Here is a 22,499-nt window from a genome sequence, read left to right as displayed (position 1 = left end):
GTGAGCAAGACCGTCGCCCTGATCGTCGCCGCCGGCCAAGGCACGCGCGCGGGCGGCGGCGTGCCCAAGCAATTCCGCAGGCTGGCCGGCAAGGCATTGGTCGCGCATGCCTATGACGGCCTCGTGGCACATCCCGATGTGTCCGGCGTGGTGGTGGTCACGGGGGAAGATCAGCGCGGAATGCTGGAGGAGGCGCTTGCCGGGCGCGCCTTGCTTGCCACCGCCCCTGGGGGCGCAACGCGGCGGCTGTCGGTGCTGACAGGGCTGGAGGCGATCGGCCATGCCGAGCGCGTCCTGATCCACGACGCCGCCCGGCCGTTCGTCCCCGCCGAGGTGATCGACCGCCTCCTTTCCGCCTTGAATGATCATCAAGGCGCCGTTCCGGTCCTGCCTGTGGCTGACACGCTCGCGCAATCGGGGGAGATGCTGGGCGAAGTCGTCAACCGCAGCGCCCTGCTCCGCGTCCAGACTCCGCAGGCGTTTCGCGTCGAGGCGATCCGTGCCGCCCATGCGAGCTGGACGAATGAGTCGGAGCCGACCGACGACGCCCAGATGCTGCGCGCGGTCGGATATGAGGTCGCGACCATCCTAGGCGACGTGCGGCTCGAAAAGATTACCCAGGCACAGGATTTCGCCGCCGCCGAAGCACGGCTCGGCCAGCGCATCTTCCGCACCGGCATGGGCCTCGACGTCCATCGTCTCGCCGAGGGCGAAGAATTGTGGCTCGGTGGTCTGCTTATTCCCCACGACAAGGGGCTGGCAGGGCATTCCGACGCCGATGTCGCGCTTCACGCGCTGACCGATGCGCTACTCGGCGCGGTCGGCGCCGGCGACATCGGCCAGCATTTTCCGCCGAGCGACTCCCGGTGGCGCGGCGCATCCTCTGATCGCTTTCTGCAACACGCTGCCGCTTTGGTCGCCCAAGCGGGCGCGCGCATCGAGCATGTCGACCTGACGATCGTCTGCGAAGCGCCCAAGATCGGCCCTCAGCGTGACGCCATGCGCGCTCGGATTGCCGAACTGCTGGCGCTTCCCCTGCCCCGCGTCAGCGTCAAGGCAACCACCACCGAGCGGCTGGGTTTCACCGGACGCGGCGAGGGCATCTCCGCCCAAGCGGTCGCCACCGTCAGCCAGTATGAGGTCTCTCCATGAACGATCGTCCGCATGCCGAGGCCCTGCTGCCGCCGGAGCTGGTCGCGAAGGCGCGCGAGGTGACCGAGGCCAATCGTGCGGCCGGACGGCGCATCGCGGTCGCCGAGAGCTGCACCGGCGGCCTGGTTGGCGCCGCGCTCACGGAAATCTCGGGTTCCTCGGACGTGTTCGAGGCGAGTTTCGTCACTTATGGCAATGATGCGAAGATGCGCATGCTCGGAGTGTCGACCGACGTGCTGGAGACCTTCGGCGCCGTGTCGATCGCCACTGCCTGGGCGATGGCCCAAGGCGCGATGCACAAGGCCGAGGTGGATGTCGCCGTCGCCATCACCGGCATTGCCGGGCCCGATGGCGGCACGGAGAAAAAGCCGGTCGGCACGGTGGTCTTCGCCCGCGCCGAACGCGACGCCCCACCGGACAAGATCAAGGCCGAGCGGCGCGAGTTCGGAGACCTCGGCCGCGGCGGGGTTCGCCTTCAGGCGGCGCTGTGCGCTTTGGAACTGCTGATGCCGGAAGCAGCGCTGTCGCGGGCGCCGTAGAGCACGGCCGCCCGCTCCTCGAACGCATTGATCATCCGGCGAAGCGCGGTGTCGAACATCTGGCCGGCCAGCGCCTCGAACACGCGGTTCCGGAAGGCGAAATCGACGCAGAAATCGACGAGCGTGCCGCCCTGCCCGTCAGGCCGAAACTTCCAGTCATTGCTCAGATGCTTGAGCGGCCCTTCCAGATAGTCGACATGGATGTGCCCGGGCCGGTCCTTATGCACCCGGCTGGTGAACCGCTCCCTGAGCGCCTTGAAACCGACGATCAGGTCGGCAACCATTTCGGTGGCGCTGTTCGAACGCACCCGCACCGCCGCCACCCAGGGCAGAAACTCGCCATAGCGCGCGACATCGGCCACCAGGTCGAACATCTGTTCGGGCGTGTAGGGCAGCTGGCGGGTTTCGGAATGGCGAGGCATCAGCGCGCCAGCCTTGCCTCCCGGTTCGCCTTCATCTTCGCGAAGTCGTCGCCGGCGTGATAGCTCGACCGGGTTAGCGGCGAGGAAGCGACGAGCAGGAAGCCCTTGGCACGTGCGATGGCCGCATAGGCGTCGAACGCCTTGGGGGTGACGAACTCCTCCACTTTCGCGTGACGCGGCGTCGGCTGCAGATATTGACCCATGGTGAGGAAATCGACGTCGGCCGAGCGCATGTCGTCCATCACCTGATGCACTTCGAGCCGCTGCTCGCCTAGGCCGAGCATGATGCCCGATTTAGTGAAGATCGACGGGTCGAGCTTCTTCACGCCCTCCAGCAGCCGCAGCGATGCATAATAGCGCGCGCCTGGCCGGATCGTCGGGTAGAGGCGCGGCACCGTCTCCAGATTGTGGTTATAGACGTCGGGCCGCGCGGAAACGATCGCTTCCACAGCGGTTTCGTGCTTGTTCCTGAAATCGGGCGTGAGGATCTCGATGGTGGTGGATGGCGTGGTTCGGCGCAGCGCCTCGATCACCTTCACGAATTGCGACGCGCCGCCATCCGGCAGGTCGTCGCGGTCGACCGAGGTCACGACGATATGCTCCAGCCCCAGCTCGGCCGCCGCATCGGCAACATGCTGCGGCTCCTTTGCGTCGACCGCGCGCGGCATGCCGGTCTTGACGTTGCAGAAGGCACAGGCGCGGGTGCAGGTGTCGCCCAGGATCATCACCGTCGCGTGCTTCTTGGTCCAGCACTCGCCGATGTTCGGGCAAGCGGCCTCTTCGCACACGGTCGCAAGATTGAGCCGGCGCATCAGCTGCCGCGTCTCGGCGAAACCGGTGCTGGTCGGCGCCTTGACCCGGATCCAGTCGGGCTTGCGGATGCGCGCTGGTCTTCCCTCGGTGAGGTTCGGGATCGGATCGGCTTCGCTCATGCGCTCGCAGATAGCGAGCCCGGCCCCGGCTTGCCACCCCTTCCCTCCTTGCCCTAACGGCCGACGCCATGACGCAGCCCCTGGACGCACTCATCGCCGGCTATAACCGCTTCCGCGACACCGGCTGGCGCCAGCAGCGCGAGCGCTGGGCCGAACTGAAGGACGGGCAAACGCCCAAGGTGATGGTGATCGCCTGTTCCGACAGCCGCGTGGACCCCAGCCAGATCTTCGACACCTCGCCGGGCGAGATGTTCGTCGTGCGCAACGTTGCCGCCATGGTGCCGCCGTTCGAGACCGGTGGCGGCCGGCACGGCGTGTCGGCAGCGCTCGAGTTCGCCGTCACCCAACTTGAAGTGGCCGAAATCGTGGTCATGGGCCATGGTGCGTGCGGCGGCGTCAATGCAGCGCTGACGCGGCGCTTCGAGGAAGCGGCACCGGGGGAAGGCGGCTTCATCGCCGGCTGGATGAGCCTGCTTGATGCAGCGCGCGACCGTGTCGTTCATAGTCACGGCGAAGGACCGGAAGTCGGCCGCGCGATGGAGCTGGAGGCTGTCAAGGTCAGCATCGACAATCTCCGCAGTTTCCCGTTCGTGCGCGAGCGGGAGCAGGCCGGAACGCTGAAGCTGCACGGCGCCTATTTCGCGATCGCCGACGGCGTGCTGCACCTGCTCGGAGAAGATGGCGCCTTCCATCCCGCCTGATTGGAACGGTTCCGGCACCAAGGCCGTTCAATCGGCCAGTGTTCGTCCAAGAGGGAGAGATGGAATGCTGAAGCGCCTTGTTGCCGGCGCGGCCCTGCTCGCGCTCGCCGCGCCCGCGATCGCCCAAAACGCCGCTGCAACCACACCGCCGACCCAGCCGGGATCGAAGGATGATCCTGGCACGCCCCGCGCGCCACTGCCGAACGACCGCGGCTATGACAAGCCCCAAGTGCGCACCGAAGCGATCAATGCGCAGACGCGCGACGATGTCGCCCGCGCCAACTCGACCGCGAATATCACGTCAGGCAGTTCGGTGAACGCCGCCGCCATCCAGGCCGATCTGCAGGCTCAATATGCCAGCGACATGTCGTCCTGGTTGAGCGCCATGCGCGCCCGCGACGCCAGCATAGCGGCCAATGCCGCGCAATATGATCGGCAGCAACGGGCCTATGCCGATGCGATGTATGTCTGGCGCATGCAGGTCCGCGATTGCGAGCGCGGCTATCAGTTCGCCTGCAATCGCCCGACGCCGAACCCGGCCGATTTCATGCGGTGATCCGGTCCCCGGCGAAGGCCGGGGCCCAGAAAGTCGGTGGACCCCGGCCTGCGCCGGGGAATACCTTACTTCTTGCCGAGCGTGAGGCCGCCGAAGCGCTTGTTGAAGCGGGCGACCTGACCACCCTGATCGAGCAGACGGCCGGTGCCGCCGGTCCAGGCCGGATGCGCCAGCGGATCGATCTCGAGCGCCAGCGTGTCGCCTTCCTTGCCCCAGGTCGAGCGGGTCTGGTAGGTCGTGCCGTCCGTCATCTGGACGGTGATCATGTGGTAATCGGGGTGAACGCCCTTCTTCATCGTACGTCTCCGGAGCGGCCGGTTCCGACCGGCCTCTGAAAAGGAAGGCGCGCCGCTAGCAGACCGCGCCGGTTGTTACAACCTCAGGCGGAGGGCGGGTCCGCGATCATCGCCGTGAAGTTCGCTTCCGCCGCGACCTGGCCGTCGATCGTGGCGCGGCCGGCGAATTTGCACACCTTCGAGCGCTTCTGGACGAACTCGACCTCCAGTCGCAGCAGCACGCCCGGTTCGACCGGCTTGCGGAACTTCGCGTCTTCGATCGCCATGAAATAGACGAGCTTGCCGGTGCCGCTCAGGCCCAGCGACTCGACCGCCAGCACGCCGGCCGCCTGGGCGAGTGCCTCGACGATCAGCACGCCCGGCATGATCGGCCGGCCGGGAAAGTGCCCCTGAAAAAAGCCTTCGTTGAACGTCACCGCCTTGATGGCCGCGATGCGCTGGTCCGGCATGAGTTCCTCGACCCGGTCGACCAGCAGCATCGGGAAGCGGTGGGGGAGCGCAGCCAAGACCCTGGTAATGTCCAGAGGCCCCTTTGAACTCCCCTCGCCCGCGCTCATGCTAGCGGCTCTGCGGCTGTGCCGGCTGGGCCTGCTGCGGCAGCGGCGTCACGCTGACGCTCGGCAGCTGCTGGTTGAGCGCCGCCAGCACCGTGTTGGTGATGTCGATGTTGGGCGCGACCGCCAGCGCAGCGCCGCGATCGACGATGATCGACGCGCCGGTCGCCGCCAACTGGGCGTTGATGATCGGTCCCAGCCGTTGGTTGATCTGCTGGACCACATGCGCTTGGGTGGAACGGATCGTCTGCTCCTGCCGGCCCAGTTCCTGGTTGGCGGTGTTCTGGCGGGTCTGCAGCGACTGGATGCGGGTCTGCAGCGCGGCGTCGGGCTGCTTGCCCTGCAGCGCGGTCACGGCGGTCTGGATCGCCTGAGCTTCGGTCTGCAGCGGCGCGGCGAGCTGCTGTTGGCGGGTCTGCAGAGCTTGCACCTGCGTCTGCAGCTGCGTCTGCGCCGTCTTGCAGGCGGTGCATTCGCGCAGAATGCGGTCGGTGTCGACGACGGCGATCGCCGCGGGGCTGAGCCGCTGGGCGCTGGCGGCAGCCGGGGCGAGGACGACGAGGGCGGCCGTGGCCGACTTCAGGATCATGTTCATCAGAATTGCGTTCCTACGTTGAAGGTGATGAGCTGCGGATCGTCACCCTTCTGGGTGATCAGAGCCTTGGCGACGTCGATGCGGAAAGGACCGAAGGGCGAGTTCCAGTTCACGCCGAACCCGACCGACAGGCGCGGCTTCGGCGTATCGCCGAGAAACACTTCCCGGAATGCCGGTAGGGTCTGAGTATAATTGGTCGTGCCGGTCGGGCACCCGGTGGAGGGGCGGACGCTCAGTGTACCGGCCGCGCCGTTCTGCCCCGGCGTCAAACACTGCGCCCGGCCCTGCGTGTCCAGAATGTCGCGGATCAGGCCAGGGCTGTTCGGCGGGAGATTGATCAGCGTCGGACGCTTGACGCCGAACACCGCGCCAACGTCCATGAACACCGATGGACGCAAGCCCAGCTCCCTCGCGCCGGAGCCGAGCGGGATCTGCATCTCGATATGGCCGAGATAATAGGCGCGGCCGCCGATCGCGTCGTCGGCGAGCAGCTGCTTGCGCTCGGTATTCACCTGATAGCCGGTGATGTTGCCGTTCGCGTCCTTGATCGGGATATAGGCGCCTGTGGCGTCCGTCGCATAGGCCTGGCGCTGCACGCGCGGGCCGACGCCGCGAATGTCGAAGCCGCGGAATTGGGGCTGGCCGAGGTAGAAGCGGTCGATCAGGCGGACCGGGTCGACTTCGTTGCCGGAGGCATCAAGGCGCTTGCCCTCGAACGAGTGGATATAGCCGCCCTCGGCCGAGAAATTGACGACGAAGCCCTGGCCAAGATTGACGTATTTGTCGGCATTGAGACGCGTGCGAAGATACTTCACGCTGCCGCCCAGGCCGGCGAAATCCTGGTTGAGCACCAGGCGATTGCCGCGTGTCGGGCGGATGCCGTTGTCAAGCGTGCTGTGAACGAGCGAATAGCCGATCGAAGACGTCGTCCGCGTGCCGATCGCGTCGCACAGGAAGCGGCCGGCGATCAGCGGATCGCAGACGCCGTTCGTGAAATATTGCGCTCCCAGGCCGACATCGTCCACCGAGAGGCTGTACCGCGTCTGCAGCTGCATGAACTCGGTGATCGGAATGCCGAGCCGCAGCTGGAAGCCGGTCGAAACCTGGCTGTAGGTGGTGTTCCGGTCGTTGCCGTTGACGAAGTTGAACGAACTGTAATCGCGACGGAAGATGTTACCGCCCAACGCAATGTTCCGGTCGAACAGATAAGGCTCGGCAAAGCCCAGCTCGATCGACTTGGAATAGGAAGAATAGTTGACCGACGCCGACAGCGTCTGGCCCAGTCCGCGGAAATTGTTCTGCTCGATCGACGCGTTGACGATGAAGCGCTCGAGGCTCGAGAAACCGGCGGACAAGGAAAGCGATCCGGTCGGCTTTTCCTCGAGATTGGCTTCGAGCACGACGCGGTCCGGGGTCGATCCCGGCTTCTGGTCGATCTCGAACTTTTCCTGGAAATAGCCGAGCGACTGGATGCGGTCCTTCGAACGCTTCACCTGGAAGCTGTTGAACGGATCGCCTTCCTGCAGGCGGAACTCGCGCCGCACGACCTTGTCCTGGGTGATCGTGTTGCCGTTGATGTTGATCCGCTCGACATAGACGCGCGGCGTCTCGGCGATGCGGAAGGTGAGGTTCATCTCCTTCTTCTCGGCGTCGCGCTCGAACTGCGGGTCGGATTCGGCAAAGGCATAGCCGAGCAGACCGGCCGTCTCGTTCAGGCCGTTGACCGTGTCCTCGACCTGCTTGGCGTTATACCAGTCGCCCTTCTTCATCGGCAGGATGGTCTTGGCGAAATCCGGCTTGAAGTCGCGCAGGTCGCTCTCGACCTTCACGTCGCCATATTTGTAGCGCTCGCCCTCTTCGACGACATAGGTGATGATGAAGTCGCGCTTGTCGGGGGTCAGTTCGGCGATGGCGGAGACGACGCGGAAATCGGCATAGCCCTCGGTCAGGTAGAACTGCCGCAGCTTTTGCTGGTCATAGGCAAGCCGGTCTGGATCGAAGCTGGTGTTCGAGCTGAAAAAGCTGGTCAGCCGCGACTGCTTGGTCGCCATCTCGCCGCGCAGCCGATCGTCCTTGAACTTCTCGTTGCCGATGATGTTGATCTGCTGGACGCGCGACTTGGCGCCCTCGACGATCGCATAGACGATGTCGACGCGGTTCTGGTCGAGCATGACCATCTGCGGATCGACGGTCGCCGCGTAACGGCCTTGGCGGCGATAAAGCTCGATGATCCGGGCAACGTCGGCACGCACTTTCGATCGGGTGAAGATCTGGCGCGGCGCGAGCCGGATCTCCTTGAGGATCTTGTCCTCCTTCAGCCGCTTGTTGCCCTCGAAGATGATGCGGTTGATGACCGGGTTTTCCTTCACCTCGATCGTCACCACGCCACCGGCCTGGCGCACCGTCACGTCCGCAAACAGCTCGGTCGCGAACAGGTCCTTGATGATCTGGTCGCCGACTTCGGCCGTATACGGATCGCCCGGCCGCGGCTTGATGTAGGAACGCACCGTATCCGGCTCGATGCGCTGCGAGCCGACGACGTTGATCTGGGTGATGGTTTCGGCCGGCGCGGCGACCGACGCTGGCTGCGCTTCGGGTGCCGGCTGCGCAGGGGCAGGCGCGCCCGTGGATTGGGCGGCGAGCGGCGCGGACAGCCCGGTCAGCATCGTGCCCGCCAGCAAGGCGGAGAGCGGCCGCATGCGATTATTCTGCTTCACTGAGGCCGTCACCCGATACCCACCCCGAAAATCATGCTGGATTGTGCAAAGAAAAAGTCGCTCGCGCCCTGCCCGAACCCGCCTAGCCGATCAAGCCGCTAAGCCCGCGCAGAAGGCCGAAGGCGGACAGGTCGTTGAACGTCACGAACAGCATCAATCCCAACAGCAGCAACAGCCCGGACCGGAACGCCCATTCCTGGACCTGCGGGTCGACCGGCTTCCGCCGCACCGCCTCCAGTCCGTAGAAAAGCAGATGGCCGCCATCCAGCATCGGAACTGGCAACAGGTTGATGAATCCGAGATTAATCGAGATGAGCGCCACGAGATAAGCGAAGCTGATCGCCCCCGCGCTCGCGGCCTCCCCTGAGAATTGCGCGATGCGCAGCGGTCCGCCCAGTTCCTTGGCGCTGCGCATGCCGGTGACGATCTGCCCAAGGCCGTCGATCATCATCCGCACGATGCCGATCGTCTGTTCGACGGCGACGCCGGGTGCTTCCAGCAGGCCGACGCGCTCGATCACCGGCCGGGGCGACGCCACGCCGAGCCGGCCAAACGGATATTTGTTGCCGAAGCGGTCCACGCGATACTGCGTCTTTGGGGTGACGGAGAGGGTCAGCTCACGCTCGCCGCGCAGAACCTCCACGTTAAGCAACTGGTTGGGACGGGCGATCACATATTCGGCGAAGTCGCCAAAGTCGCTCATCCGGCGTCCGTTGACCGAAACCACTCTATCGCCGGCGAGCATGCCCGCCGCAGCTGCGGCACTGCCGGGCTGGACTGCGCCCGCGACCGGCGGGGTGCGATTGACGCCGATCGCCATTGCGAACGCGGCCAGGATCAGGATCGCCAGCAGGAAATTGGTGATCGGACCCGCCGCGACGATCAGCGCGCGCTGCCATACCGGCTTGGCATAAAAGGTCCGGTTGCGCTCTTCGGCCGGCAGCATCATCCATTTCGGGTCGGGCTGGCTGGCCGGGTTCATGTCGCCCGCAAAGCGCACATAGCCGCCCAGCGGCAGCCAGCCGAACTTCCAGCGCGTGCCGAGCCGGTCGGTAAAGCCGAACATCTCGCGGCCGAAGCCGATCGAGAATGCCTCCGCCTTCACGCCGAACCAGCGGCCGACGAGATAATGGCCGAGCTCGTGCACGAACACGAGGGGTCCGATCACCGCAAGAAAGGCCAGGACGGTGAGAAGCAGACCGGGAGCGTGGCTCAATCGACGAACACCTTCATCGCCTCGGCGGCGTGGGAGCGGGCCTCTCGATCGATCGCGATCACGTCTTCGATCCGTCGAGGCGCCGCCGGGTCATAGCGCTCCATCGTCTCTTCCACAATTGCGGCGATTTGGAGGAACGCGATGCGCCGATCCAGAAATGCGGCGACCGCCACTTCATTGGCGGCATTGAGGACGGCGGGCCGCGCCCCACCCGCCTCCAGCGCTTCCCGGGCAAGACGGAGAGCCGGAAAACGCTCGGAATCTGGCGCGGCAAAGTCCAACCGGCCGATTGCCGCCAGATCGAGCGGCGCCACCGGGGTTTCCATCCGGTCCGGCCAGGCCAGCGTGTGCGCGATGGGCGTCCGCATGTCCGGCGAGCCGAGCTGCGCCAGCATCGATCCGTCGACATATTCGACCAACGAGTGAATGACGGACTGCCGGTGCAGGATGATCTCGATCCGCTCGGCCGGCACCGGGAAGAGGCGCGCGGCCTCGATCAGCTCGAGCCCCTTGTTCATCAGCGTGGCTGAATCGATCGAGATCTTCGCGCCCATCGACCAGACCGGGTGGGCGACCGCCTGCTCGACGGTGACGTTCGCCATTTCGGCCAAGCTCAAGTCACGGAAAGGCCCGCCGCTCGCCGTCAGGATCACGCGCCGCACCCGTTCCGGCCGGGCGAAGTCGAAGCATTGGAAGATCGCATTATGCTCGGAGTCGGCCGGGAGGATCGTGGCGCCGGTCCCCCGCGCCGCGTCGAGGATCAGGTCGCCCGCGGATACCAGCGGCTCCTTGTTGGCGAGCACGACGGTGCCGCCCTGCTCGACCGCCGCCATCACCGGCTGGAGCCCGGCACAGCCAACGATCGCCGCCATCGTCCAATCGGCGCCAGCTCTCGCCGCTTCGATCACTGCAGTCTCGCCCCCGGCAGCGCGGGTTTGCGTGCCGGCGAGCGCGTCGCGCAACTCCGGCAGGCGCCGCTCGTCGGCGATCACCGCCAGTTCGGCACCCGTTCGCCGGGCGATTGCCGCCAGCTTACGTACGTCCGAGTTCGCGGTGACGGCGACGAGCCGATACTGATCCGGCGCGCGCTCGATCAGGTCGAGGGTCGAACTGCCGACCGAGCCGGTCGCGCCGAGAATCGAGACGCTGCGCGTCACAGTAACTTGTCCAGCAGGATCAGGCCCGCCGCGGCGGGCGCCACCGGCACTAACCCGTCCAGCCGGTCGAGCAGGCCGCCATGGCCGGGCAGCAGCGTGCCGCTGTCCTTCACGCCAGCCTGCCGCTTCAGCCAGCTTTCATAGAGATCGCCGATCTGTGCGATCACGGCGAGGATCGGGCTGGCAAAGGCAAGCTGCAGCCGCAGCCCGGCGAAGCGCCACAGCAGCAGGCCGAACACCAGTGCCGCCGCGACCCCGCCGATCAGTCCCGCCCAGGTCTTGTTCGGGCTGACGCTCGGTGCCAGCTTCGGGCCGCCGATGCTCCGCCCGGCCGCATAAGCGCCGATGTCGGTCACCCAGACGGTTGCGAGCGTCCACAGAGCGAGCAGCAGGCCATTCTCCTGTCCGCGCAGGAACAGCAGCGCGAGCGCCGGAAAAGCCACATAGGCGACGCCGAAACCGAGCCGCGGCTTCCGCGTGATGATCGTCACGAAAAAGGCAGCGCCCACGATCAGCCCGACGGCGAAGAAATCGACGCCGGCGGCAAGCGGCGACATGATCGCAAGCGGCACGCACGCCGCGAACAGTGCCAGCCGCTTATGCTTGGGATCGGATTGGACGAGATCGCCCCATTCGGCCAGCATCAGCATCGCCGCCACCGAGGTCAGCACCCAGAAGGCGATCCCGCCGAACCACAGCGCAGCAAGCGCGACCAGGATCATCGCCACACCGCTTACGGTGCGCACGCCCAGGTCGGAGCCGCCGCTGCCTTTCGAACTCATAGTCCGCCGAAGCGGCGCTCCCGCCGGCCGAAATCCTGCAATGCCGCGGCCAGCTCCACCTTGCCGAAGTCCGGCCAGAGCGTGTCGACGAACAGCAGCTCGGCATAGGCCGTCTGCCACAGCAGGAAGTTGGACAGTCGCCGCTCACCCGAAGTGCGGATCAGCAGGTCTACAGGCGGCAGATCGGCAGTGTAGAGCGCCTCCGACAGTGTCTCGGCCGTGATCTCGCTCGGCGCCATCTCGCCGCGCTGCACCCGTTCGGCGAGCAGCCGCGCGCCGCGCGCGAGCTCATTGTGCGAGCCATAGTTGAGCGCGATCACCAGCGTCGTCTTACCGTTCGATGCCGTGCGCGCGATCGCCCCGTCGATCAGGCGCACCACGTCAGGCTGGAACGCCTGATAGTCACCGATCACGCGCAGCCTTACGCCAGCGTCCGCCAGTTCGTCGATATCGTCGACGATGAACCGCCGCAGCAGGCCCATCAGGTCCGAGATTTCCTCGGCGGGACGCCGCCAGTTTTCCGAGGAAAAGGCATAGAGGGTCAGCACTTCGAGGCCGAGATCGCCCGCCGCGCGGACCACTTCGCGTGCCGCCTGCACTCCACGGCGATGTCCCGCCACGCGCGGCAGCCTCCGAGCCTTCGCCCAGCGGCCATTGCCGTCCATGATGATCGCAACGTGGCGCGGCAGAACCCCCGCGCCGTTTGCCGGCGCCTGATCGGGGCTGACCTTGAGCGGGATCACTTGCCCAGGATTTCTTTCTCTTTGGCCGCAGTCGCTGTGTCGATCTCAGCGATGGTCGCGTCGGTCAGCTTCTGGACCTCGGTCTCGAGCCGCTTGCGCTCATCCTCGCTGATCTCGTGCTTCTTCTCGTCCTGCTTGAGCGCATCATTGCCGTCGCGGCGGACGTTTCGCACCGCAATCCGCGCCTTTTCAGCATATTGCGAGGCGAGTTTCGCAAGCTCCTTGCGCCGTTCTTCGGTCAGGTCGGGGATCGGCAGACGAAGCGTCTGGCCGTCCACGATCGGATTCAGGCCCAAGCCCGCCGAGCGGATCGCCTTGTCGACCGGTCCGACATTCGACTTGTCCCACACCTGCACCGACAGCATGCGCGGTTCGGGCGACGAGACGGTCGCGACCTGGTTCAGCGGCATGTGCGATCCGTAGACCTCGACATTCACCGGATCGAGCATGGTCGTGGACGCACGTCCGGTGCGCAGCCCCTGCAGATCATGCTTCAGGGACTCGACCGCGCCATGCATGCGGCGCTCGATATCGCTCTTGCTATAGGCTGGCATCCTACTCCCCTTGCGTCTGTACGATCGTCGCCGTGCCTTCTCCGTTCAGCACCCGCGCCAGATTTCCCTGCTCGCGAATGTTGAACACCACGATCGGAATATCGTTGTCGCGGCACAAGGCAACGGCCGAAGCGTCCATCACCTTCAGATTATCGGCGAGAACACGGTCGTAACTGATTGTATCAAAACGCCTTGCGGTCGCAACCTTCTTCGGATCGGCATCATAGACGCCGTCCACCGAAGTGCCCTTGAACAACGCGTCGCACTTCATTTCGGCCGCGCGCAGCGCCGCGCCGGAGTCGGTCGTGAAGAACGGACTGCCGACGCCGGCGGCAAAGATCACCACCCGCCCCTTTTCCAGGTGCCGCGCGGCACGGCGTCGGATGAACGGCTCGCAGACGGACGCCATGGGAATGGCGGACTGGACGCGCGTGTCGACGCCGATCTGCTCCAGCGCGTTCTGCACGGCGAGCGCGTTCATCACGGTCGCGAGCATGCCCATATAGTCCGCCGTCGCCCGCTCGAAGCCCTTGGCGGCCGCCGCCAACCCGCGGAAGATGTTGCCCCCGCCGACGACCACACAGATCTCATATCCTTGCGCCTTCACGTCCGCGATCTCGCGGGCGACGCGGGCGGTCACGGCGGGGTCGATCGCGTGCCCGTCTCCCATCAACACTTCGCCGGACAGCTTCAGGAGAATACGATTGAAGCGGGGGCGAGTCATGACGTTCCGATCGGGAGGCAAGGCGCGGACTCTTAGTCAGCGACGGAGCCGCTGCCAAGCATAGCCTGCACCCCGGCGCAGGCCGGAGTCCAGGCGTTAACGAGTATGGGCCCCGGCCTGAGCCGGGGCACAGGATCAAGCGACCGGGTCGGCCTTCTTCACGCCGGCGGTCGCCGCGACTTCGGCAGCGAAGTCGCTCTGCTGCTTCTCGATGCCTTCGCCAAGCTGGAAACGGACGAAGTCGGCGATGCGGATCGAGCCGCCCGCCGCCTTGGCTTCCGCCGCGACGAAGTCCTGCACCGGCGTCTTGCCGTCGAAGACCACCGCCTGGGAAAGCAGCGCATTCTCCTTGCGGAACTTGTCGACCGGACCCTTGACGATCTTCTCGACCACTTCCGGCGGCTTGCCGGCGATCTTGTCGGCTGCCTTCTCCTTGGCGATGGCGGCTTCGCGCTCGATGATCGCCGGGTCGATGCCCTCGCCGGTGAGCGCCAGCGGAGCAGCGGCCGCGATGTGCATCGCCAGCTGCTTGCCGAGCGCTTCGATCTTGTCGGCAGGCGCATCGCCTTCCAGCGCGACCAGCACGCCGATCTTGCCCATGCCCGGCGCCGCGGCGTTGTGGACATAGGACACGACCGCGCCCTGCCCGACGCTCAGCGTCTTGGCGCGGCGCAGGTTCTGGTTCTCTCCGATCGTCGCGATGTTGGAGGTCAGCACCTCCTGCACCGTGCTGCCGTTCAGCGTCGCGCCGAGCAGCGCCTGAACGTCGTCGCCAGTGGTCAGCGCCAGCTGCGTCACGTCGCGCACGAACGCCTGGAACTGCTCGTTCTTGGCAACGAAGTCGGTCTCGGAGTTCACCTCGACCACCACACCCTTGGTGCCTTGGGTCGCCACGCCCACCAGGCCCTCGGCGGCGGTACGCCCGGCCTTCTTGCCCGCCGAAGCGAGCCCCTTGGCGCGCAGCCAGTCAATCGCCGCCTCGATGTCGCCATTGGTCTCGGCGAGCGCCTTTTTGCAGTCCATCATGCCGGCGCCCGAGCGCTCGCGCAGATCCTTCACCATCGCGGCCGTGATTTCCGCCATGTCATGCTCCTTCGAATGTGTCTCAATCCGGTTTGGCCTGAGCCTGTCGAAGGCCTCCCTTTCTTTACACCGAGGCAAGAAAAGGGAGGGCTTCGACAAGCTCAGCCCAAACCGGTGAAAATATCAGGCTGCCGCAGGCTCTTCTGAAGCCAGCGCTTCCTCGGCCGGCGGCTCGGCCATCGCGCCGATGTCCATGCCGCGCTGCGCCTGGCCCTGCTGGCCGCCACGCGTCGCCGCCGTCGCAACCGCGTCGCAGTACAGACGAATGGCGCGGCTGGCGTCGTCATTACCCGGCACCGGGAACGCAATGCCGTCCGGCGACACGTTCGAGTCGAGGATCGCTACGACGGGGATGCCCAGCGTGTTGGCTTCCTTGATCGCGAGCTCTTCCTTGTTGGCGTCGATCACGAACATCACGTCCGGGATGCCGCCCATGTCGCGGATGCCGCCCAGCGACAGCTCGAGCTTGTCGCGCTCGCGGGTCAGCTGCAGCACTTCCTTCTTGGTCAGGCCGTGCGTGTCGCCCGCCAGCTGCTCTTCGAGCGCCTTGAAGCGCTTGATCGAGTTCGAGATCGTCTTCCAGTTGGTGAGCATGCCGCCCAGCCAGCGGTGATTGACGAAATGCTGGCCCGAACGACGCGCGGCCTCGGCGATCGGCTCCTGCGCCTGGCGCTTGGTGCCGACGAACAGCACCTTGCCGCCGGCCGCAACCGATGAGCTGATGAAGTCCAGCGCGCGCGCGAACAGCGGCACGGTCTGCGAGAGGTCGAGGATATGGACCCCATTGCGATCGCCGTAGATGTACGGCTTCATCTTGGGGTTCCAGCGATGCGTCTGGTGACCGAAATGCGCGCCCGCTTCGATGAGCGCCTGCAACGAGACGGTGGGTGCCGCCATGATATGTATCTCCTACCCGGTTATACCTCTGGACGGCTGTGACCCTGAAGCAAGTTCAGGGCACCGGTATGTGTGCCATCCATGCGGAATGCGCGGCCCCTTAGCGGTGAGCTGAGTCAAAAGCAAGCTTGACAGACGTGGAACATATCGGGAACATAGGAACCAACGGAGTCATGGGGCATTGATGCTCCTGACCTCAGGGAGGTTCGGATGGCGCAGATTTTCTCGGCTCTTTTCTTCACCCTGGCGGCGCTCGGTGCGCTTGGGATGATCACGGCCATGCTGCGGGGCGAATGGCAGCGCGTCATGGCAATCCTCAGCGGCGAGGAACTGGCCGGTGCCCGCGCCGCCGCGCCCCGCGTGCGCGTCAGGCAGCGGGCGTGGAGCCGGCCTGAGCTTCGGGCGATACCGCAGCGGCGCGCCGCCGCCGCTTGACGCGGCCATAGGACCGGATGCTGAACGGGATCAGCGCGAGATAGACGATGGAGACGACGGTCAGCGTCTCCCATGGCGCGGAGACCAGTGCGCCGGCCACCACGGCGATGATGACGAGCGCAGGAAGCCTCGCGCTTCGCCGGAGCCGCAATGAGCCCCAGGAGAAGGTCGCCACGCTCGAGATCGCCAGAAACGCGATCAGCGCAGCCCAGGGGGCGACCAGGCGATAGTCGCGCAGCCAATCCCAGTGCTGATCCGACGCGAGCCACAGGATCAACGGCAAGAGCATCAGCCCCGCCCCCGCCGGGGCAGGGACGCCGGTCAGGAAGCCCGCCGATTTGTGCGGCTGGTCCTCGACATCGATGCGTGCATTGAAGCGGGCAAGGCGCAGCGCCATGCAGGCGGCATAGGCAAGCGCGAAGATCCAGCCGAGCCGCGGCCATTGCTGCAGCGCCCAAAGGTGCATCACGAGCGCGGGCGAAACGCCGAACGCGATCACGTCCGACAGCGAATCGAGCTCGGCGCCGAACTTGCTCTGGCCGTTCAGCGCACGGGCGATGCGTCCGTCCATGCCGTCGAGCACGCCCGCGGTGATCGTCATTGCGACCGCCAGCGCCCATTGGTCGGCGATCGCGAACCGCACCGCGCTCAAGCCGGTGCAGAGCGCGAGCGCGGTCACGGCATTGGGCGCAATCGCGCGCAGCGAGATGCCGCGGCGGGGGCGTTCCGGCATCATTGCGGAATGCCGGTGACGGTTTCGCTCTCGCCGATCTTCGCGATCACCGTCTCGCCGGCGATCGTCCGCTGGCCGAGCGCCACCCGTGGAGTCGTACCCGCCGGCAGGTAGACGTCGACGCGACTGCCGAAGCGGATCAGCCCGACCCGCTGACCACGTCCGACCGTATCGCCGGGCTTCACGAACGGCACGATTCGGCGGGCGACGAGGCCTGCAATCTGGGTGAAGCCGATCCGCGTGCCGTCGGCGCCTTCCACCAGAAAATGCTGGCGTTCATTGTCCTCGCTCGCCTTGTCGAGATCGGCGTTGAGGAATTTGCCCGAGATATAGACGACCTGCCGGATCGTGCCGGCAATCGGGCTGCGATTGATGTGCACGTCGAACACACTCATGAAGATCGATACACGGATCATCGGCGCTTCGCCGAGGCCATCCGGTCCGGAGAGTTCCCGCGGCGGCGGCACGCTCTGGATCAGCGTGATCAGCCCGTCGGCCGGCGCGATCACCAGCCCCTCCCCTTGCGGCACGCTGCGGATCGGATCGCGGAAAAAGGCCGCCACCCAGATGGTCAGCCCGATCAGCGCAAAGCCGAGCTCGTCCCACACGAAAAAGACGAAGATGAAGGCGAGAACCGCCGAGATCAGGACGAATTTGCGTCCGTCCGGGTGGACCGAGGGCCAGCGCCATTTCACGTTGGTGGTGACGACCGGCGGCTTTTCTAAAGATGCCATGGCGACCTGCTTAGGCGTGGGGTTGCCCGTGCACAACGCCGGATGGGCCGTTGATCGTTCCGCACGCCACCCTTAAGAGCCGCGGCAACCCATATTCAGGAAGACGCACGCCATGGCCAAGATCAAGGTGAAAACCCCCGTTGTCGAACTCGATGGCGACGAGATGACGCGGATCATCTGGGCGTGGATCCGCGAGCGGCTGATCCTGCCCTATCTCGACATCGATCTCGAATATTATGATCTCGGCATCGAAAAGCGCGACGAGACGGAGGACAGGATCACCGTCGAATCCGCCCGAGCGATCAAGAAATACGGCGTCGGCGTGAAGTGCGCGACCATCACCCCGGACGAGGCGCGCGTCGAGGAATTCGGCCTCAAGAAGATGTGGAAGTCGCCGAACGGCACGATCCGCAACATCCTGGGCGGCGTCGTCTTCCGCGAGCCGATCGTGATCAAGAACGTCCCCCGCCTGGTCCCCGGCTGGACCGACCCGATCGTCGTCGGCCGCCACGCCTTTGGCGACCAGTATAAGGCGACCGACTTCCGCGTACCCGGCCCCGGCAAGCTGCGCATGGTCTTCGAAGGTGATGACGGCACCGTAATCGATGAGGAGGTATTCCAATTCCCCTCCTCCGGCGTCGCCATGGGCATGTACAATCTGGACGATTCGATTCGCGATTTCGCGCGCGCTTCGATGAATTACGGCCTGTTACGCGAGTGGCCGGTCTATCTGTCGACCAAGAACACCATCCTCAAGGCCTATGACGGGCGCTTCAAGGACATCTTCCAGGAAGTGTTCGAGAATGAATTCAAGCCTCAGTTCGAGAAGCTTGGCATCGTCTACGAACATCGCCTGATCGACGACATGGTCGCCTCCGCGCTCAAGTGGAGCGGCAAGTTTGTCTGGGCCTGCAAGAATTACGATGGCGACGTGCAGTCCGACTCGGTCGCGCAGGGCTTCGGCTCGCTCGGCCTGATGACCTCGGTGCTGCTCTCGCCCGACGGCAAGACCGTGGAAGCGGAAGCCGCGCACGGCACCGTCACCCGCCATTTCCGCCAGCACCAGCAGGGCAAGGCGACCTCGACCAACCCGATCGCCTCGATCTTCGCCTGGACTGGCGGCCTCAAATATCGCGGCCGCTTCGACAACACGCCGGACGTTACCCGCTTCGCCGAAACGCTCGAGCGCGTCTGCATCGCCAGCGTCGAACAGGGCGCGATGACCAAGGACCTCGCCATCCTGATCGGCCCGGATCAGCCCTGGATGACCACCGAGCAGTTCTTCGAAACCATCCGCGCCAATCTCGAAAAGGAAATGGCGAGCTGGGCTTAACTCCCAAAGGCGTCCGGCGAGCGGATATGTTCGCGCCGGACGCCCAGGCCCACCAACCGGGCGGGAATGCGCTGCAGCAGCGGCGCGCGGTTCAGCAGCCGCATCGCAAGCGGTGGCTTCTCGAAGCTGATCTGGCCTGAAATCAGCGGCTTCAGCAAGCGATCGTGAATCGTCTTCTGCGCGCGCTGGATGATGCGGGTCGGCAGCAACCGGCGCTGCTGCACCTTCGCCAGCAACGAGTATACGGGTGCACCTTGGGCGAGCGGCTCCGCCAGGATGTTGGCCGCCGCGACGGCATCCTGGATGGCAAGGTTGATGCCGACGCCTCCCACCGGCGACATGGCGTGCGCGGCGTCGCCGATGGCGAGCAGGCCGGGCATCCACCAGCGCTCAAGCCGGTCGAGCGATACGGAAAGCAATCTCAGCTGATCCCAGTCGGTCAGGGCCTGCACCGCCTCAGTCAGCGTCGGGCTGGCGGCTGCGACGGTCCGCCGGAATGCGTCGAGCCCGGCGGCGCGCAGGGCTTCGGCGCCGCCCTTCGGAACGACATAGGCGCACTGCCAGTAATCGCCGCGGTTGATCTGCACGACGAGCGTGCCGGGGCCAAAGGTGCCCCCGGTGGTCTCCGGATCGCCCGCTTTTCGCGGCAGGCGGAACCACAGCACGTCGATCGGGGCGCCAAGATCCCTGAGCGGCAGGCTGGCGGCCCCGCGCAGCACCGACCGGCGCCCGTCGGCGGCAATGACGAGGCACGCCGCGCAGATCTCGCCGCAGGCCAGTTCGACGCCCGTAACCTGACCCTCTTCCATATGGAGGCCTACCGCCTCCGCGTTCATCCGCAGCGTGAAGCTCGGATAACGCCGCGCTTCATCGGCCAGGAAATCGAGAAACTCCCATTGCGGCATCATCGCGATATAGGGCGCGCGCACCGGCAGATGCGAAAAGTCCGCGATGGTGAGCTGGCGCCCGGCCGCACGTCCCCCGAGCGTCCGCACCTTGTCATGCGGGCGCTCGAGAAAGCGGTCGAGCAGGCCGAGCTGGTCCATCAGGTCCAGGGTCGACGGATGCACCGTGTCGCCGCGAAAGTCGCGCAGGAAGTCGCCATGTTTCTCGAGCACCAGCGTCCGGACGCCCGCGCGCGCGAACAACAGGCCGGCCATCATCCCGGCCGGACCGCCGCCGGCGATGACGAGCTGATGTTCGGCCAATTCTCGCCTCCTTATGGCTGACAAGCGGCGCCTCGGCTGCTTAAGAGGTCGCCGTGGCACTCAGTCTGAACTCGACCGGCTTTTCCGACGCTCTCGTCATCCTTGGCGCCGCGGGCATCGTCATTCCCGCATTTGCGCGCGTCCGCGTCAATCCCGTGATCGGGTTCATCCTGGTCGGTGCACTGGTCGGTCCTTTCGGGCTCGGCCGGCTGGTCGATCAGGCGCCCTGGCTCTATTACCTCACCATCTCCGATCCGCACGCGATCGAGCCGTTCGCTGAGCTCGGCATCGTGCTGCTGCTGTTCGCCATCGGCCTGGAGCTATCGCTGCGCCGCTTGTGGGACATGCGGGCACTGGTGTTCGGCGTGGGAGCCGCGGAGCTTGGCCTCTCCGCACTGCTGATCGGCGGCGCGCTGCTGGCGCTCGGCCAGCCCTGGACCGGCGCCTTCGGGCTCGGCCTCGCCCTTGCCCTTTCCTCCACCGCGCTGGTGCTCCCGATGACCGGCATCAACGGACCGGTCGGGCGACCCGCATTCGCCATGCTGCTGTTCGAGGATGTGGCGCTGGTGCCGATCATCTTCGTGCTCGGCGCGTTCGGCGGCGCGGCCACGCTCGCGAGCCTCGGCTCCACCGCGTTGCTCGGCATCCTCGTTGTCGCGGCTCTCCTCCTCGCCGGACGATTCCTGTTGCCGCGCCTGTTCGCCCAGGCCGCCCGTGCCAAGAATCCGGAGCTGTTCCTGGCGGCAAGCCTGCTCGCCGTCATCGTCGCCAGCCTCGCGACCAGCGCCGCCGGCCTGTCGCCGATCGTCGGTGCGCTGATCGCGGGCCTGAGCATTGCCGAGACCGACTATCGCGGCGAAGTCGAATCGATCACCGCGCCCTTCCGTGGCCTGGCGCTCGGCGTGTTCCTGATCACGGTCGGCATGAGCCTCGACCTGGGCGCGATCGCGGCCAATTGGCAGTCGCTCGTCATGGCCGTGGTCGGCGTCATGCTGCTCAAGACGCTGGTCACCTTCCTGCTGCTGCGGCTGATCAGGACGACGCGCGGCGCGGCGCTGCAGACCGGCATTCTGATGGCGTCGCCGTCGGAGACGACTCTCATTGTGCTCGGAGCGGCAGCGAGTGCCGGCCTGATCGGCGCCAGCACCGCCGCCTTCTGGCAGACGGTGACCGCGATCGGTCTTACTCTGACGCCGCTGCTCGCTCGCGTCGGCAAGGACCTGGCGCGGCGTCTCGAACATGCCGCCGACGAACCGCCTGAGCAGGCGAGCGTCGGCACGGTGATCATCGGCTTCGGCCGGGTCGGCCGCATGGTCGCCGACCTGCTGCGCATGCACGGCAAGCCCTTCACCGCGGTCGAAAGCGATATCGACGCGGTCTCGGCCGCCCGGAAGGACGGTTATAACGTCCTGTTCGGCGATGCCTCGCGGCCCGACTTCATCGATCGGCTGCGGCTCGGGCATGCCGACGCGCTCGTGCTGACCATGGACGACCCGGTGCTGAGCGTGCGGCTGACCCGGCGCGTGCGCGGCTGGGTTCCGGACCTGACTATCGTCGCACGCGCCCGGGACACGGATCATGCCGCCGAACTCTACCGCGCCGGCGTGACCGATGCCGTGCCGGAGACACTCGAAAGCTCATTGCAGCTGTCGGAGGCGGTGCTGGTCGATCTTGGCGTCGCCATGGGCCCGGTCATCGCCTCGATCCATGAGAAGCGCGACGAGCTGCGCCGGGAGATCAAGCTGGCCGGAGCACTCGACCGTGAGCCGCGGCTGGCCCGCACGCGGCTGCAGGACCTGAACGAGGCGAAAGGCCTCTAAATCATTGAACGAAGAAGGTGGTGCGGGCGGTCGGGCTCGAACCGACACTCCTTTCGGAACCGGATTTTGAGTCCGGCGCGTCTACCAGTTTCACCACGCCCGCAGCGAAGGCCGCACTCCGTAGCTTAGGGCGCGCGGCCTCGCAACGTCCTATTCGGCGGCCGCTGCTAGGTCGCCTTCCTTGGGGTCCGGGCCATACCGGTTCGGCCCGCGCGTGCCTTCCAGGCACATGAACACCAGCACGACGATGCCGCCGATATAGGGGATGAAGTTGAGCAGCACGAACCAGCCGGACTTGTCCTGATCATGAAAGCGGCGGACCTGAACCGCCAATCCGGGGATGAAGAGTGCCAGCGAGAACAGGATCAGCAGGATCAAGCCCAATCCGAATCCACCCTGCGCCGCAAAGGACGTGGGATCCGTGATCGCCGCGCCCAGCCCGCTGACGAACAGCAGCACCATTGCCACCAGCCAGACCAGCAGGGTGAAGAACCAGAACTCCTTGCGCCGCGACCTCCCGCTGAAATCCGCATAGCGCTTTAGCGGCAACAACGCCCACTCCATCTGCCCCTCCATTTTGGGAGCCGTTTCCCTGCGGCTCGCAGCCAAGCCTATC

Annotated in this window: 25 protein-coding genes and 1 tRNA gene; 7 read left to right on the top strand and 19 right to left on the bottom strand. The window is 65.9% G+C overall.

The window, feature by feature from the left end:
• Both HJG53_RS00580 and HJG53_RS00575 read left to right on the top strand, forming a co-directional pair.
• Positions 1-1,152 carry a bifunctional 2-C-methyl-D-erythritol 4-phosphate cytidylyltransferase/2-C-methyl-D-erythritol 2,4-cyclodiphosphate synthase gene (locus HJG53_RS00580; RefSeq protein WP_171127307.1) on the top strand — a complete coding sequence of 384 codons (1,152 nt, stop codon included), beginning with the start codon at positions 1-3 and terminating at the stop codon, positions 1,150-1,152.
• Positions 1,149-1,691, top strand: coding sequence for a CinA family protein (locus HJG53_RS00575; protein WP_171127306.1), 543 nt, complete (start codon positions 1,149-1,151; stop codon positions 1,689-1,691). Before HJG53_RS00580 ends, HJG53_RS00575 begins: the two co-directional genes overlap by 4 nt.
• Here HJG53_RS00575 and HJG53_RS00570 read toward each other — a convergent pair.
• Positions 1,628-2,113 carry a type II toxin-antitoxin system RatA family toxin gene (locus HJG53_RS00570; RefSeq protein WP_171127305.1) on the bottom strand — a complete coding sequence of 162 codons (486 nt, stop codon included), beginning with the start codon at positions 2,111-2,113 and terminating at the stop codon, positions 1,628-1,630. The genes HJG53_RS00575 and HJG53_RS00570 overlap by 64 nt on opposite strands.
• Positions 2,113-3,045, bottom strand: a complete 933-nt coding sequence (gene lipA, locus HJG53_RS00565; RefSeq protein WP_171127304.1) for a lipoyl synthase — start codon at positions 3,043-3,045, stop codon at positions 2,113-2,115. The genes HJG53_RS00570 and lipA overlap by 1 nt, the downstream gene beginning before the upstream one ends.
• Positions 3,046-3,113: 68 nt before the next feature.
• On the opposite strand from lipA, the gene HJG53_RS00560 reads away from it, so the two are divergent.
• Positions 3,114-3,746 carry a carbonic anhydrase gene (locus tag HJG53_RS00560; RefSeq protein ID WP_171127303.1) on the top strand — a complete coding sequence of 211 codons (633 nt, stop codon included), beginning with the start codon at positions 3,114-3,116 and terminating at the stop codon, positions 3,744-3,746.
• A gap of 64 nt (positions 3,747-3,810) precedes the next feature.
• A complete protein-coding gene (locus HJG53_RS00555; protein ID WP_171127302.1) occupies positions 3,811-4,302 on the top strand; it encodes a hypothetical protein in 492 nt (163 codons plus the stop codon).
• A 65-nt stretch (positions 4,303-4,367) separates the two neighbouring features.
• On the opposite strand, the gene rpmE is transcribed toward HJG53_RS00555, so the two are convergent.
• The 12 genes from rpmE to rpsB form a co-directional block, all read right to left on the bottom strand.
• Positions 4,368-4,598 (bottom strand): 50S ribosomal protein L31, encoded by a 231-nt coding sequence (gene rpmE / locus HJG53_RS00550; RefSeq protein WP_171127301.1) that lies wholly within the window; start codon positions 4,596-4,598, stop codon positions 4,368-4,370.
• Positions 4,599-4,681: 83 nt separating this feature from the next.
• A complete protein-coding gene (fabZ, locus tag HJG53_RS00545; protein ID WP_171127300.1) occupies positions 4,682-5,155 on the bottom strand; it encodes a 3-hydroxyacyl-ACP dehydratase FabZ in 474 nt (157 codons plus the stop codon).
• Position 5,156: 1 nt separating this feature from the next.
• On the bottom strand, positions 5,157-5,747 hold the full coding sequence (locus tag HJG53_RS00540) for an OmpH family outer membrane protein (protein ID WP_171127299.1): 591 nt from the start codon (positions 5,745-5,747) through the stop codon (positions 5,157-5,159).
• On the bottom strand, positions 5,747-8,446 hold the full coding sequence (bamA, locus tag HJG53_RS00535; RefSeq protein WP_171127298.1) for an outer membrane protein assembly factor BamA: 2,700 nt from the start codon (positions 8,444-8,446) through the stop codon (positions 5,747-5,749). Before bamA ends, HJG53_RS00540 begins: the two co-directional genes overlap by 1 nt.
• A 100-nt stretch (positions 8,447-8,546) precedes the next feature.
• Positions 8,547-9,680 (bottom strand): RIP metalloprotease RseP, encoded by a 1,134-nt coding sequence (gene rseP, locus HJG53_RS00530; RefSeq protein WP_171127297.1) that lies wholly within the window; start codon positions 9,678-9,680, stop codon positions 8,547-8,549.
• Positions 9,677-10,837, bottom strand: a complete 1,161-nt coding sequence (locus HJG53_RS00525) for a 1-deoxy-D-xylulose-5-phosphate reductoisomerase (RefSeq protein ID WP_171127296.1) — start codon at positions 10,835-10,837, stop codon at positions 9,677-9,679. Before HJG53_RS00525 ends, rseP begins: the two co-directional genes overlap by 4 nt.
• Positions 10,834-11,619: a phosphatidate cytidylyltransferase gene (locus HJG53_RS00520; protein ID WP_171127295.1), complete on the bottom strand. Its 786-nt coding sequence runs from the start codon at positions 11,617-11,619 to the stop codon at positions 10,834-10,836. The genes HJG53_RS00525 and HJG53_RS00520 overlap by 4 nt, the downstream gene beginning before the upstream one ends.
• Positions 11,616-12,284, bottom strand: coding sequence for a polyprenyl diphosphate synthase (gene uppS, locus HJG53_RS00515; protein WP_171128067.1), 669 nt, complete (start codon positions 12,282-12,284; stop codon positions 11,616-11,618). Before uppS ends, HJG53_RS00520 begins: the two co-directional genes overlap by 4 nt.
• A 74-nt stretch (positions 12,285-12,358) precedes the next feature.
• On the bottom strand, positions 12,359-12,916 hold the full coding sequence (gene frr / locus HJG53_RS00510; RefSeq protein ID WP_171127294.1) for a ribosome recycling factor: 558 nt from the start codon (positions 12,914-12,916) through the stop codon (positions 12,359-12,361).
• A gap of 1 nt (position 12,917) precedes the next feature.
• Positions 12,918-13,640, bottom strand: coding sequence for a UMP kinase (gene pyrH, locus HJG53_RS00505; protein ID WP_171127293.1), 723 nt, complete (start codon positions 13,638-13,640; stop codon positions 12,918-12,920).
• Between the two features lie 135 nt (positions 13,641-13,775).
• Positions 13,776-14,723 carry a translation elongation factor Ts gene (tsf, locus tag HJG53_RS00500; protein WP_171127292.1) on the bottom strand — a complete coding sequence of 316 codons (948 nt, stop codon included), beginning with the start codon at positions 14,721-14,723 and terminating at the stop codon, positions 13,776-13,778.
• A 123-nt stretch (positions 14,724-14,846) separates the two neighbouring features.
• The gene (gene rpsB / locus HJG53_RS00495; RefSeq protein ID WP_171127291.1) at positions 14,847-15,620 is read right to left on the bottom strand and encodes a 30S ribosomal protein S2; all 774 of its coding nucleotides are present in this window, start codon (positions 15,618-15,620) and stop codon (positions 14,847-14,849) included.
• Between the two features lie 210 nt (positions 15,621-15,830).
• On the opposite strand from rpsB, the gene HJG53_RS00490 reads away from it, so the two are divergent.
• Positions 15,831-16,055 (top strand): hypothetical protein, encoded by a 225-nt coding sequence (locus HJG53_RS00490; protein ID WP_171127290.1) that lies wholly within the window; start codon positions 15,831-15,833, stop codon positions 16,053-16,055.
• Here the strand turns inward: HJG53_RS00490 and HJG53_RS00485 are convergent.
• Positions 15,988-16,788 (bottom strand): phosphatidylcholine/phosphatidylserine synthase, encoded by an 801-nt coding sequence (locus tag HJG53_RS00485; RefSeq protein ID WP_254447455.1) that lies wholly within the window; start codon positions 16,786-16,788, stop codon positions 15,988-15,990. The genes HJG53_RS00490 and HJG53_RS00485 overlap by 68 nt on opposite strands.
• Positions 16,788-17,522: a phosphatidylserine decarboxylase gene (locus tag HJG53_RS00480; protein ID WP_171127288.1), complete on the bottom strand. Its 735-nt coding sequence runs from the start codon at positions 17,520-17,522 to the stop codon at positions 16,788-16,790. The genes HJG53_RS00485 and HJG53_RS00480 overlap by 1 nt, the downstream gene beginning before the upstream one ends.
• 112 nt (positions 17,523-17,634) lie before the next feature.
• Between HJG53_RS00480 and HJG53_RS00475 the strand changes: the two genes are divergently transcribed.
• Positions 17,635-18,855, top strand: a complete 1,221-nt coding sequence (locus tag HJG53_RS00475) for an NADP-dependent isocitrate dehydrogenase (RefSeq protein WP_171127287.1) — start codon at positions 17,635-17,637, stop codon at positions 18,853-18,855.
• Here the strand turns inward: HJG53_RS00475 and HJG53_RS00470 are convergent.
• Positions 18,852-20,063, bottom strand: coding sequence for an FAD-dependent oxidoreductase (locus HJG53_RS00470; protein ID WP_171127286.1), 1,212 nt, complete (start codon positions 20,061-20,063; stop codon positions 18,852-18,854). The genes HJG53_RS00475 and HJG53_RS00470 overlap by 4 nt on opposite strands.
• Positions 20,064-20,116: 53 nt before the next feature.
• Between HJG53_RS00470 and HJG53_RS00465 the strand changes: the two genes are divergently transcribed.
• Positions 20,117-21,883: a cation:proton antiporter gene (locus HJG53_RS00465; protein ID WP_171127285.1), complete on the top strand. Its 1,767-nt coding sequence runs from the start codon at positions 20,117-20,119 to the stop codon at positions 21,881-21,883.
• Between the two features lie 18 nt (positions 21,884-21,901).
• Here the strand turns inward: HJG53_RS00465 and HJG53_RS00460 are convergent.
• Positions 21,902-21,986: transfer RNA gene (locus HJG53_RS00460), tRNA-Leu, on the bottom strand.
• 47 nt (positions 21,987-22,033) lie between these two features.
• Positions 22,034-22,447: a DUF805 domain-containing protein gene (locus HJG53_RS00455; RefSeq protein WP_171127284.1), complete on the bottom strand. Its 414-nt coding sequence runs from the start codon at positions 22,445-22,447 to the stop codon at positions 22,034-22,036.
• Between the last annotated feature and the right edge of the window lie 52 nt (positions 22,448-22,499).

This window comes from Sphingomonas sp. ID1715 (genome assembly GCF_013044515.1).
GTDB lineage: Bacteria > Pseudomonadota > Alphaproteobacteria > Sphingomonadales > Sphingomonadaceae > Sphingomonas_B.
Note: the sequence above shows the minus strand (reverse complement) of the source record. Positions and strands in the feature narration are given on the sequence as shown.